This window comes from Bacillus sp. 165 (assembly GCF_017742235.1).
Classification (GTDB): Bacteria; Bacillota; Bacilli; order Bacillales; family Bacillaceae_G; genus JAGHKQ01.
In genome coordinates, this window is record NZ_JAGHKQ010000001.1 from 426,662 (window position 1) to 439,335 (window position 12,674).

Here is a 12,674-nt window from a genome sequence, read left to right on the forward strand (position 1 = left end):
TTTAGTCGATTATTTTTCTTCAACAAAATGGCAGTATAGTTGAATAAGGTACTATATAATAATGGTAAATTTATAAGTGAATTTAAAAAGGAGATGAGATTTTTGGATCCTCTAAAGATAAAAATAAATAGTCGAATTTCCCAAAAAAATTTGCATCCCATTATGAATAATACTAAGTGGGAAAAATTACAAAAGGCCATAATAAACGATTTCCCAATTCCCCCTCCTTTTCAAGTCAAATATGTCTTGGAAGATAATCCTGTACCTGAATCATTCGAAGGTGATGTATGGTACTTAGGAGATTGGAAAGAGGGAATATTGCCTTTTTATTCAGTCGAATGGATAAGAGTTAAACCTAGATATCTAAAACATAAGCGAAGACTTATAGACGATGAAGTTATTGATTTTACAAAAGGATTTCGTACATTGTTACAAGAGTTAAAAATACCGTATGTTGAAAAGAACAATGACTTTTATATTTATGGCTACATATCGAATACCGACTTGATTTCTAAAAAATAAGGCTCTGTTATAAAAGATTGTTGATTTTCTTCTTCAACTAAATGGCAGTTTAGTTGCATAAGGGATTTTATAAATTTCCTTAGTTAAAAAAGGTAAAATGTTATAAAATTTAGAGGACAAAGTTTTAACAAAGGAGAAAGAATATGAACAATGCAGAGTTTGTTAAAAATATATATCAATCAGTAGTTAAGGAAAGTCTTTCTGAGTATGAAGATTTATTTGTTAATACTGAAACTAAAGATGCGACAGATCCTTATTGGAAAGATGCACTAAATTTCTTTGCGAAACTCACAGATGATAATAAAAAGATGCTTTTTAAAATAATTGAACAAGTTCAGGTTGATACTGTATCCCACGTTTTGGGAGTATTTGATGGAGTAGTTTCTATATCCGATGACGAGTATGAAATTGAAATGAAGATTAATGGGGATGAAGAACTTTTAAACGGAGATTTACAAGATTTATTTCTGGGATATGTTGAAGATAAAGAGTAGTTATTGAACTAACGCATGCTTTAGTTGAATAAGAAAAAGCAAAGACCACAATTTTTGTGGTCTTATTTTTGTTCGAAAATCAACAATTTAATTTAACAGAGCCAAAAATAAAAAAGACTTTATTAGAAAGTTAATGCAACTAAATCATGCGATAGTTGAAGATCAAAAACTGCTTAATTGCAGTTTTTTTTATTGAAGTAAATGGCAGTTTAGTTGAACAAGGAAATCAATCATTCTTATAGAAGAGTTAGTCTTATATGCTATATTCATTGATAGTTAAGGAGGGACATAATGTACAACTTTTTTCAATTACATACTGAAAACTTTGATGAATGCAGGGAAACTATAAAAAACATTTTCTGGATGTACCAAGATATGATAAGAAGCTATGGAGGATTTGGGCATAATATTGACTTTGAAACAGTTAATTATGAAAAATTCATATTAGTTGAGATAATCGACGAACGAATGAGTGGGTTTAATGAAGAAGTTGATATATTAAGACAAGGTTCTTTAGTAGCCTTATGTTGTGAAGTCCAAAATTTGCTTGATGAAATGCAAAGAGATGACAAGGTATATAATTTTATTAGAAAATTAACTACAATTCCTGAAATTAACAAAATGTCATTTGAAAATGATGTATTATCTTCTATGTTGTTGGCATTAGAAGAAAAACCTGGTGATTGGTGGGAAACTTTAGAATATGGTTCAATTTTTTCAAAAAAACTAGAAAATGTTTATAAAAAATTTGTAATTAATTATTTTAAGCGTTTGTTAGTAGAAGGTGAAAGTGGGTTATGAATACAAAATACTTTAATTCTTATTCAACTAAAGCATGCGTTAGTTACATAGAGAATATTATTATTTATTTAATAACAATTTTTTTAATGTTTCCGATTTATTTTTATTTAACTTTCCATAGCTTTTTTCTTTATCATTACTTAAAAACTCAGCTTTTCCATTTTTATTAAACCAAATTTCATATTCATATAATCTTTCAGGCATGTTTTTCTCCTCTTCATAATAAAGAACAGCTTTCACATCCCCTTCTCTTGCCATTGAAGGAATTGCTTTTTCCCATTTAATTTCATCTACAATAGATGCCAGTTTCTCTAGTGTTTTTTTATCAGCAATAACAGATTCCTCTCCAAAAGTTCCATCTTTTTGTAACTCTTGAAAAGTTACTCTTGTCAATTTCTGTTGTTCTTTTCCACATCCTGAAAAAATCGTTAAGATGACAAATAAAACAGACGCTAATAAACCTAATTTCTTCAAAAAGTCCCCTCCTCACAAACTTAAATTTGTTATATCACACTCATATGATTTCTTAAAATTAACAATCATATGAGTGACTAGTATTCTACAAAATACATTAAACTTCCTTGTTCAACTAAACTGCCATTTCCCCCAATAAAAAAGAGCTACAAGCAACTCGTGATCTTCAACTAATGCATCATTAGTTATATAAGATTTTACTTTTTAAATGGCTATGTTCCTAAAGAGTGTTGCTATTACGTCATGTTTCTTGACTTTGTTTGTGACAATCGCTTCTATATAGAGTTTCTGACGTTAAAACGCTACTATTTTAGTACGCTAAGAGAGCTTTTAAACGAGTGAATTCATATGATCTACTTATACGCAGAAAGAAAAAAGCCCCTTTTGTGGGCTTTCAGGCGACATAAATGAAATTATCGGTAGTTCAATAAAGAATTGATTAGTTTTCACCTTTTCTTCTTGAATGCTAAGAAGGTAAGAATTAATGCAATTAAAACCAACAAATAAACTGGAGTCATCCAAATTAAATAAATTGAGTCCGGACTATTTTGTATAAATCCCGTATCAATAGCTATTCTATTCCAATGCAGACTTACTGGATTATCGACATTCATGGATAATTTAGGAAAATACAAAAAAGGTTTTGTAACCCTAAAGATTACATAAATGAAACTTACCAATAAAAGCATAACCGCAATTAGTAGTTTTTTCACACTTCACACTCCTTGTATTTTATTTAATATTGATTTACGAATGTACATCCTATACATGTGAGGTTAACATAACACATTATTATCGGTAGATTCACTAAGGTATGAAGCATTGATGTGACTGTCTTTTTACCAATTTCTCTTTTGTTTGAGTACACAGACTTTTATACACTTGTGTCACCCCAACGTTTGGGAAGAAGAGTAATGACAATAGACTGTGTAGATTATTGCATATGATATCCATATTTTAACTGTGGGGTCCCCTTATTAGCAACAATCTTTTAGAACATAGCCTTTTAAATTTACTATACTCATCAATATAAAATGCTACAAAATCACAGTTTGGACACACAGCAGCTTTTGTATTGATGTTATCTATTTTGATAACGCAAACATTGATGAAGATATTTAAAAAGAATTTGGCTGTGTTCTAAAAGATTGTTGCTAATAAGAATGAAAAAGCATTCATTTTAAGACTTCAATGGTTGTCCATACTGGTGATAATGAGATGTTATGTTACCTAGGATTGTATGTTTTTGTTATAGAGTTATCATTTGTTTATTATTGAATTTTCTGAAATTTAATAATACTATTAAAGTAGTAGAATTGTCATATAACAATTTAAGTAAGGAGGAAATAGGCTAATACAATTGTTATGTTTTTATATGGTGTTTTTGAACTCTCTCTTATTTCACCAGTAGTCTTAGTAACTAAATACAAAAATTTAAGAAAAAGGGGCAAATTAGATGACTGTTTTCTAAAAAATTGTTGTTTTTGGATATATAATTATATTTGTTTTTTATTCTGTTAAAATATGTTATACATAAAGGGATTTTTCAGATATTTTTAATCAAGGGGGTAAAAAAATGTGGGAGACTCTTCCTAATTGGTTTTGGGCATTATATTACTTGTTTTTCTTCGCAACATTAGGAACTGCAATATTCAGTGTTGTAAAAAGGAAACATAGGGGATTGTCCGTTTTAGCCATCCTATTTACTGTTACAGTTCCAATTATTAGTTTGATAAATAGCATTGGTAGAATAGAAGGAATGAATGAATTTGAACACTTAGTTAGTCAATTGCAACAGGGGGCAGTTTGGTCTATCTTTGCAGTTATAGGCTATATATTTTTATTAGTATGGTGGATATTAATCCTGTTCATCAGTAAGTCCAAAAACCAAGTAATAATATCTAATTGAAGCATTGCATATACCTCAGACCTCTTCTCTATTCGGGGTCTTTTATTATACACTTCTCAACATTTTAACTGTATGGTAAAGAAAGCCACAGTTTATACGAAAACAGCCTTGATTTTTGATTTCAAATCATGTATGGCACCTATGGAAATCAATGTCATAACGGTACCATAAACATAATGATGGTCAGTAAAATTCAATATGGTAATGATTAGTATTGCTATCGTCGATATAACTGAACGCACAATATTCTTTTTGTTTATTTGCACTCTTACTTCCCTCCATAACAAACAATTATCCTTCTCATTTGAATACTGATCTTCTACTAAGAACCTTGAGTTCCTTATTCAACTAACGCTAAGCGTTGGTTGAATAAGGATTGTTATCTCACTCTAAATAATCATTACTTAAAATTGGATTTAAATACCTCCCCATTCCTGTTTTAAGACTTTTCAATCCCATTTTTCGATAAAAATCTTCATTTCCATTTGTTGAAATTAAATGTATACAAGAAACATTGCTCAGTTTATTAAGTAAAAACTCCATAATTTTTCTAGCTATTCCCTGTCCTTGAAAATCACGGTGTACAACCACATCATAAATTGCTGCATTAAAAATACCATCTGACATCACTCTACCGAATGCAACAATTCGATCATCAACGGTAACTAAAGCTATTACATTGCTCGCACCAAAAACTTGTTTAATAATTTCACTTGTATGTTTTGTCCACCCGACAGAATAATAAACATCTTCCATTTCATAAAGATTTGCGTTGGTAAAATCACTATGAATTCGAACTTCCATATGTCACCCCTATTTCTTATAGAGTCATTAATTAATAATTTCTCCTAAATTTATTAAAAGTCCTTGTTCAGCTATCCTCCCATTTAGTCCAATAAAAAAATCGACTATATAGTCGATCATATTGTCCAACTAATGCATGCGTTCGTTGAATAAGAAGTAATATAAAAACATAAAAAGTAAAATTTAGTTTTTAACTTTTAGTTTCTTGAAATATATTCTTTTTAGGTAAATTTCTAATTTTATATATTGTTATTATGACGAAATAACCTATAATGCATCCTATTGTATTCAATATTATATCGTCTATATCAAACTGACCAATTTGAAGGGAAAATTGTAGGGCTTCAATTAAAAAACTAATAATAATCGAGCTAATAAAAACTTTCGAGAGCATATTGTATTTCTTAAATAAGATAGGAAGAAACATTCCTAAAGGTAGAAATATTAGAATGTTTCCTACTGTATTATTGATGATAATATCTAGGTTAAATCGTTGAGATCCAGTAATGTAATCAAAACTATTTTTAAAAGGAATAATACTTGCATTTAACTTCCAAACTTCCATGTCAAAAATACTATTATAGTTTTGTGGATACCAAAAGTATCGATTAAATAAATCGTGATTAATAATTCGATCAATCATTCGTACAAACAGTAAATTCCAAAGTAAAACAAGAGAATATAAGCCGAATAAAATCCAAGTTCCTCCCCTGAATAGTTTGTAATAAGGATACAAGGATTCTTGATATCCATTACTTATTTTTCTTAGTTCACCAAAACTTTTCAATGCTTTTTGTATCGCTTCTTCATCCGTAAAACCTTGTTCGATATACTCATTTTTCAACAAGTTTAAATGATCGTTCATTTCTTCAGCTATTTCTTTTTTTTCTTTCTCATCACAATTCAATTCGTTTACCATCTGATTAAGATAGGTTTCAATGGTTTTATCCAAGCCATTCCCTCCAAACAAACTTTTATTAAATTGTTAATTTGAGTCCATTCTAATATTTTTCTATTTAATTCTTTTTTCCCACCTTTTGTAATTTTGTAATATTTTCGTCTCCCACCTCCGTCTGAATCACCCCAATAAGATTGAAGCCAATTTTTGTTTTCCAATCTTTTTAACGCAGGATATAGAGTTCCCTCACTCATGTTATAAAGTTCATTACTATTTTCTTTCAATGTTTTTACAATTTCATACCCGTACATTTCCTTAGTGTTCATAAGCGAGAGTAGTAAAATATCAATACTGCCTTTCATGATTTCTTTATCCATAACAACACCTCACTTCATACTATATATATTAAGCATCGCTTCACCTTAGTACATCGTATTACAAGGTTATAGATTTATTTTCTCTTTCTATTGAAAAGTTATTCAACTAAACTGTAATTTAATAGAACAAAAAAGAGTCCCCCAAGCAACTCGTGTTTTATAACTAACGCTTAGCATTAGTTCAATAACTCCTAACCGATAGGAGTTGTTGCATAGTAAATTCCAATTAAAATTATCATAATCACCACTATACCTAAAAGAACACGTTTCATCTCCCAATCCCCCGTTCTTTGATATAACTTTCTGTATAATAAATTTTTATTCATTAATTCATAAATCCTGTTCAAATAATGTCCATTAGTGCAAAAAAATCGACTATACAGCCGACTTTGTTATGTAACTAACGCATCCATTAGTTGAATTAACTTATGCTTTGATATCTTTATAAACATAAAAAACACCAATAAAAAAGAATGTTGCACTTAACGACATCGGTATCGTTCCAATGTTAAATAAAGGTGTTCCAAATACACCTAGATTTGAGTCCCATCCTGCTCCATCTGGCTTAGATAAATAAAGTAAATAGATTGATGCTGAAACAAGCTTCAATCAAAAAATGTTTGATAAAACTCCGACTCCTCCAATTTTTAGTACAAAAAACTTTTCCAATTTATAACAAAGTACCACCTTCTAACTAAAGCAGAGAAAACTCTCTTGTGTTCTCCATTTATGCAGTGTTTACATAAGCAGTCCATGTCTCTAGCATTCAGGTGGTGTCTTGTATACAAAGGACTATCCTATTTACATAAGACAGCCCTTTCAGTTTATTAAGTTATTTCTTTAATTCAAGAATGATGTCATCTAATACAAATTTTTCTTTCCCTTTACCAGGTTTTTCTATTAGTGGAAGTTCCTTTGGCCCATCTTTCGTTATCTCGACTGAACCATAATTATCAGAAGTATATTCATATAAGGTTATATGAGGTGTGATAATAAGTTTCGTTGCATTTTGGTCTAATTTTTCGAAAGTTTTACTCAAACTCATGTTATAACCCTCACTATCACCTGAACCTCCATTTCCTGCACCAGAATATCTATTTCCTAAGTCATCTTTAATTTCTACATCCACATCTACCCCGTGCCACTTGTTTCTGACCTTCTCAGAAATGACTTGATTAAAATAAACGATAAAGGACATCGGTGTGACCGATATTTTTCCTATCGTTACTTTTACTCCATGTTTTTCTGCACTATGATCACTTAATTGATCCTTATGTTCAGCTGCCTTTAATGAAAGAGCAAAGTTCCAATTACCTTTTATTTCTGTCTGTTTTTCTGGAATTGTTATACTATTAATATTCCATTTTAAATTTACAGTATCTTCATCATTAAGATTAAATGTACTAGCTGTTATTAGACCTACATAATTATATTCACCCACTTTTGAAATTTTAGAGCTACCAGCCAATCCTTTTGACTCTTTTATATCTAGATGCTCAAGAATGATAGGATTATCACCTAAATCTTGATTGCTTTCTATGGAATATGTTAATGAAACGGTTTCTCCATCAAATACGGCATCATTTATCGTGACTTTAATACCATTACTTTCTCTTGCCATGTTTATCTCACTAGAATATTCCTTATAATTATCATAAAGACCTGTTCTTCCATTATCCAAAAATCTAAAAATATCTCCGATTACTGGAATGCCACCTGCATAGGCAGGAAACGTTACTCCAAACGTTGTAACTGAAAAGCCAAAAATAACGGAAGCTACCACAAGATTCTTTTTCCAACCCTTCATTTTTTTCTTCTTATTTATTAATTGTTTTAATGTTCTTTTTACTTTAGCTTTTTCAAATTCATGCACTTCCATTTCCTCAAATACATTTTCATCTATATCCATATCATTTAATAATTCATAAATATCCTTCATACTACACTACCTCCTAGATTAAGATTCGTAGCTTTTTTATAAAGTTTCTTTTTCCCTCTATAAATTCGATTATCTATCGAAGCCTTGGTCAGCCCAAGCTTTGCAGATATGTCCTCAGTTTTTAAACCTAGAAAGAACTTCATGATAAAAATATTTTGGTCAACAGGATCTAATAAATTAATCAACTGGATGAGCTCAGCTCTGTCTTCTATCATAATAAGTTCATCTTCTGCTGATTTTTCCACACTCAAATCCAGATAATTAGGAGTGTGTTCTACGTTCTTACTAATTTTTCTGTAATAATCGACAGCTTTGAACTTAGCAATGGCACAAATCCATTTTTTAAAATCAGTCGGATCTCCATGAAATTTTTTCGAATTGTTCCATATGGAAAGAAAAATATCATTGATACATTCCTCTATCATGCCGCTGTTTTCAACGGGGGCGAGAACTTTATAAGTTATCCCTTTTATTAATGGCAAATATGTATCAACTATGAATTCTAATGCGTCTTCTTTTTGACGCTGTAATCGCTGTATAAAATTTTCATCATTAGACTTCATGTAACAACTCCCCTTTTTTGTAAAAGCTCTTATACCTTATATAACGTATTGAAAAAAGATTTTTTCTCACATTTGCAATAAAATACTTTAATTTAGAGTGACGTTTATGTTTGCATACCATATTGATGTAAGATTTTCACATAAAGTAGCCTTATCAGCAGTCAATGTATCTAACATTCAATAAAAATACCCTTCAGACCTTGTGTCTAAAAGGGTTTTTGTTCATATAAACCGGATTATCAGTAGTCCTAATTTAGAGATACGGTAGTAAAAAAATACATGACAGTTAAAGCTAACATGCTTACCAAAATAGTCAAAAGGATTCTCTTCAAGACTAATAGGTTCTCCTTTGAGAGAGAAAACAATAAAATTAATAGGATAAAACCAGCTCAAATAGCAATTTATTATTCTGACTTTTTTATTGTTAAAATAACGTTTGAGTTGAAACTTTAATGGAAATAACAGAAAATTAGCATATAAATTAAAATCGTACAATATCTATTGTCTTTGCTGATTAGAGCTCTGTTTATGTTGCGATATTGATTAAACATCGGGGTGATTAGGTGGATTACGCATTGCTAAAAGAAAGAATAGAAACCATTATTTCTAGAATTCAACAGTTAGGAGGAGATGTTCGGGAAGTTGTTATAGATGAACCAGCTTCGCTTGAACAAATATTGCAAACAGAAGAACATCTCGGAGTTAAACTACCTGCAAGTTTTAAGAAGGTTATTACTGAATTCTCTGGTATTTTCAACTTACGTTGGTTTTTACCAGACAATATAGAGCTACCAATTGAATTTAGAGGGATTTTTTGCGGTACACCTCACTGGAGTTTGGAATACCTTCCTCAATTCGAAGAAGACCGAAAAGGTTGGATAGACAATGTATTCCCAAACCCTGAAGATGAATACGATGTTGTGTGGCATAACAAATTAGCATTTTGTGAAGTTGGAAATGGGGATTATTTAGCATTTGATATGAAAGACAATACTGATGCTCCGATAGTTTACCTCAGTCACGATGATGGAGAAGGACACGGATATAAGATTGCAAATAATTTCATCGAATTCATTGAAAACTGGTCAAGATTAGGTTTTGTAGGGTGTGAAGATTGGCAGTGGTTACCTTTCACAACAAGTTCTATAAGTGGAATAAATCCAGATGGCGAGGCAGCAAAAAGGTTTAGAACTTGCTTGGGACTAGAACTTTAATTATTAAAAAGAGCATTGAATTAAAGTTCAATGCTCTTTTTTTACAGTTTTAATCGAATTTTTTGGTCAAAATATGTGTAAATTTAAGGCTGTGTTCGAATAGTTTGTTGCTTTGAAGGAGTACACGAAAAAAAGAGTATGTCAAACGCGGGTTGTATCATATTCAGCATGTCAATAGTTACCATAGCCATTTAAAAGAATGGATGTTTCGATGTCCGGCGTAGCAACGAAGTATCTCGACAACTACCTGTACTGGCATCAATTCTTGTACATGCGAAAGAAAGCCAAAAAACAAATCCAGACAGAGGATATGTTTTTGGAAGGATTCAGATGCGCGTCGGGCATAACGGTAGAAACATTGAGAAGAATCACATAAGAAAAGACCGTAAAGGTATTTATACGGTCTTTTGTGAGAAGCTCCATTCCTCAAATTTAAAATGAGTTTCGAAAATAGTAATGAATTCTGGAACATAGTCATTACTTAAGTAGATGATTATCGGCATATGGGTCATAAGCTCCCGTGAGAAGCAGTAAAGAGAGAATAAAAAATACCCCTGTTAATATAGCCAATATAGGGAATACTCTACTTTTTCTCTTTCTATTCACTAAAGCTCCGTAAAACAGAAATAATGAACCAATAAAACATATCATTCCCATCCCGATATTCATTTTACATATCTCCCCTTATTCATCAAGATATGATGATTTTACATCAGAAGCTTCATAAGATACATATCTTTTCTATAACAATCCCATGATATTTGATACTTCCATCCTTGTTTCTCCATCAAGCCAATAATACGGTCTTATCCTTTGCCTTGCTCCATTTCCGTTATGTATTGCATGGCCTCATTAGTTGAAACAACCTTAACAATTTTTTCATCTGTAAGATGAAGTTTAGAAGTTGCATATGCTTTTGAGACTCTTCCCATATTTATATAAAGCAACGTTATTAGCATTGCAACTAAACAAGTGATTACAATTTTTCTCTGCAATTCTTTACCTCCATTTCATGAACGAAACCCCAATAGAATTTTCCTTTATATACGCATAGCAAGAATCTCTGCCCTGAGTTCTAGAATACCATCGAATTCCTTGCCACCAAGTTCTTGATTTATGTATATCCTAAGTTCTTCTAAAGCTTTTTCTGGTTCACCATTTAAAGCCAGTACCTTAATCCACAGTTCCCAATCGGCAGGTACATAATGTTCGTGAAATCTTGCTTGTTCTGCTATTCCTAACGCACCTTTTATGTCTCCTTTATCAAGGTGAAGGGCGGTGTACACACGCAAAGGTGCTGTGCTATAACAAGCATAATGAGTAACAGCGTGTGCGTATTCTCGGAAATACTCCTGCAATACTTCTTCAGCTCGTTCTTTGGCGCCTGCATCATAAAAATATTGTGCACACTCAGCCCAAGACCAAGGAGATATTCCCATTGCATGTTTATTTAATCCATCTTCTCGGTTGCTTGCCAGCTTTGCTTCCGCTGCTTTATACGGCTCGGAAGACGAACTCAAAGCTCTTGCATACCAATCTTTTGCTCCAGGGTAGTCTGATGTCATCTTCAATACTTTCTCGAAATCAGGCAATGCTTGTTTGTCTTTACCTTGCCCCATCCGTGCCATGGCTCGCTCGAAGTATGCGTCAGGGTATTCAGGATACTCCTTTATCAACCTCCCACAAAGCCGTATTACTTTCGTATATTCCTCATTGTCATAGAAATCCTGAACTTTCAGAATTTGATCTTTGTATTTTGTCATGTGTTTCTCCTCTCTATATTTGTCTAATTGCTGTATTACATATGATTGTACTGAACAAATATGATAAATGATATTACATTAGATAACTCAATTTACATAATTTAGTAACGATGAATACTCTATTCTTGTGAGTTTAACATAACGCTCAAAGCCGGAAGTTCAGGTTAGTATGTATTTGTTCAAATTTAGGATTTTATTCTCTCCATTTGCCTTTATTACTGTATGTTTCGTAATCAAACTTTGATATATAATCAAATTCTTCGTCATTTTTCTTTTCAAATGCTTCTCTGGTGATACCCAATAAAGATTCAAACTCCATGTCCTTCGGTATTTTCTCTGGACTCTGTAATACGTCATAATAGAAGTCCCGTCCATTTACTATGACCACACATCTTGCATACAAAAAATTGTCTACGGAGAAAAATTCTTCATCGTCAACATAGGCATATTCACCAATGTTTTTTGCATATTCAATACCGTCCAAATCGTAAAGCAATTTTGAGAGTATGTCCTCAAAAATAAATATATCTTCATTAGACTTTTCACTTAAATAGTTTACCGCCTCTTCCAAAACTGCTTCGTCATCACCCTCATGCTCCCAATCAAACATATCAACAATTTTCCAGAACTCATTCTCATCCATTTTCTGATTTTGAGATGTGTTAGACATTTGAATCTTCTCCTTTGTGGTGTTTTTACTTATAACTACACTTTAATTACTTTGATTACAACCAACGAAACAGACTACATACCAAAAAGAGGCAAACAAATAACTGTTTCTTCATACAAATCCCCTTTTCCTCTTCATTATACGATTTAGGAACAGGTATGTATCCCACTTTTGAAGTATATGATCTATTCACGTTAGTGTTATCTGAAGTTATTTTTGTTTTCGGTAACATATATAAGAAGCTAT

The 12,674-nt window shown here is 31.6% G+C and carries 14 protein-coding genes and 1 pseudogene; 6 read left to right on the plus strand and 9 right to left on the minus strand.

The features are described from left to right. Positions 1–102: 102 nt before the first annotated feature. From J7Q84_RS02305 to J7Q84_RS02315, 3 genes are all read left to right on the plus strand, one after another. Positions 103–522 (plus strand): DUF6678 family protein, encoded by a 420-nt coding sequence (locus J7Q84_RS02305; protein WP_209092768.1) that lies wholly within the window; start codon positions 103–105, stop codon positions 520–522. A 143-nt stretch (positions 523–665) separates the two neighbouring features. Next, a complete protein-coding gene (locus J7Q84_RS02310; RefSeq protein WP_209092769.1) occupies positions 666–1,016 on the plus strand; it encodes a transposase in 351 nt (116 codons plus the stop codon). A 291-nt stretch (positions 1,017–1,307) separates the two neighbouring features. Next, positions 1,308–1,817, plus strand: coding sequence for a hypothetical protein (locus J7Q84_RS02315; RefSeq protein ID WP_209092770.1), 510 nt, complete (start codon positions 1,308–1,310; stop codon positions 1,815–1,817). 60 nt (positions 1,818–1,877) lie between these two features. On the opposite strand, the gene J7Q84_RS02320 is transcribed toward J7Q84_RS02315, so the two are convergent. Beyond that, positions 1,878–2,291: a hypothetical protein gene (locus tag J7Q84_RS02320; protein WP_209092771.1), complete on the minus strand. Its 414-nt coding sequence runs from the start codon at positions 2,289–2,291 to the stop codon at positions 1,878–1,880. 1,576 nt (positions 2,292–3,867) lie between these two features. Here J7Q84_RS02320 and J7Q84_RS02325 point away from each other — a divergent pair. Beyond that, the gene (locus J7Q84_RS02325; protein ID WP_209092772.1) at positions 3,868–4,200 is read left to right on the plus strand and encodes a hypothetical protein; all 333 of its coding nucleotides are present in this window, start codon (positions 3,868–3,870) and stop codon (positions 4,198–4,200) included. A gap of 384 nt (positions 4,201–4,584) precedes the next feature. Here the strand turns inward: J7Q84_RS02325 and J7Q84_RS02330 are convergent, their stop codons facing one another. The 5 genes from J7Q84_RS02330 to J7Q84_RS02350 form a co-directional block, all read right to left on the minus strand. Beyond that, positions 4,585–5,004: a GNAT family N-acetyltransferase gene (locus J7Q84_RS02330; RefSeq protein WP_209092773.1), complete on the minus strand. Its 420-nt coding sequence runs from the start codon at positions 5,002–5,004 to the stop codon at positions 4,585–4,587. A 190-nt stretch (positions 5,005–5,194) separates the two neighbouring features. Continuing rightward, positions 5,195–5,956: a VanZ family protein gene (locus J7Q84_RS02335; protein ID WP_209092774.1), complete on the minus strand. Its 762-nt coding sequence runs from the start codon at positions 5,954–5,956 to the stop codon at positions 5,195–5,197. After that, positions 5,917–6,279 (minus strand): PadR family transcriptional regulator, encoded by a 363-nt coding sequence (locus J7Q84_RS02340; RefSeq protein ID WP_209092775.1) that lies wholly within the window; start codon positions 6,277–6,279, stop codon positions 5,917–5,919. The genes J7Q84_RS02335 and J7Q84_RS02340 overlap by 40 nt, the downstream gene beginning before the upstream one ends. An 832-nt stretch (positions 6,280–7,111) precedes the next feature. After that, a complete protein-coding gene (locus tag J7Q84_RS02345) occupies positions 7,112–8,218 on the minus strand; it encodes a DUF4179 domain-containing protein (protein ID WP_209092776.1) in 1,107 nt (368 codons plus the stop codon). After that, on the minus strand, positions 8,215–8,781 hold the full coding sequence (locus J7Q84_RS02350) for a sigma-70 family RNA polymerase sigma factor (protein ID WP_209092777.1): 567 nt from the start codon (positions 8,779–8,781) through the stop codon (positions 8,215–8,217). The genes J7Q84_RS02345 and J7Q84_RS02350 overlap by 4 nt, the downstream gene beginning before the upstream one ends. Before the next feature lie 563 nt (positions 8,782–9,344). Between J7Q84_RS02350 and J7Q84_RS02355 the strand changes: the two genes are divergently transcribed. Both J7Q84_RS02355 and J7Q84_RS18190 read left to right on the plus strand, forming a co-directional pair. Beyond that, positions 9,345–9,995 (plus strand): SMI1/KNR4 family protein, encoded by a 651-nt coding sequence (locus J7Q84_RS02355; protein ID WP_209092778.1) that lies wholly within the window; start codon positions 9,345–9,347, stop codon positions 9,993–9,995. A gap of 125 nt (positions 9,996–10,120) precedes the next feature. Next, positions 10,121–10,258 (plus strand): annotated as a pseudogene (locus J7Q84_RS18190) (IS1595 family transposase); the annotation flags it as partial. Positions 10,259–10,801: 543 nt separating this feature from the next. Here the strand turns inward: J7Q84_RS18190 and J7Q84_RS02360 are convergent. From J7Q84_RS02360 to J7Q84_RS02370, 3 genes are all read right to left on the minus strand, one after another. After that, positions 10,802–10,990, minus strand: a complete 189-nt coding sequence (locus J7Q84_RS02360; protein ID WP_209092779.1) for a hypothetical protein — start codon at positions 10,988–10,990, stop codon at positions 10,802–10,804. 45 nt (positions 10,991–11,035) lie between these two features. Continuing rightward, entirely contained in the window at positions 11,036–11,758 is a 723-nt protein-coding gene (locus J7Q84_RS02365; protein WP_209092780.1) for a tetratricopeptide repeat protein, read from the minus strand. A 193-nt stretch (positions 11,759–11,951) separates the two neighbouring features. Then, complete coding sequence (locus J7Q84_RS02370) at positions 11,952–12,428, minus strand: DUF4240 domain-containing protein (RefSeq protein ID WP_209092781.1); 477 nt, start codon at positions 12,426–12,428, stop codon at positions 11,952–11,954. Between the last annotated feature and the right edge of the window lie 246 nt (positions 12,429–12,674).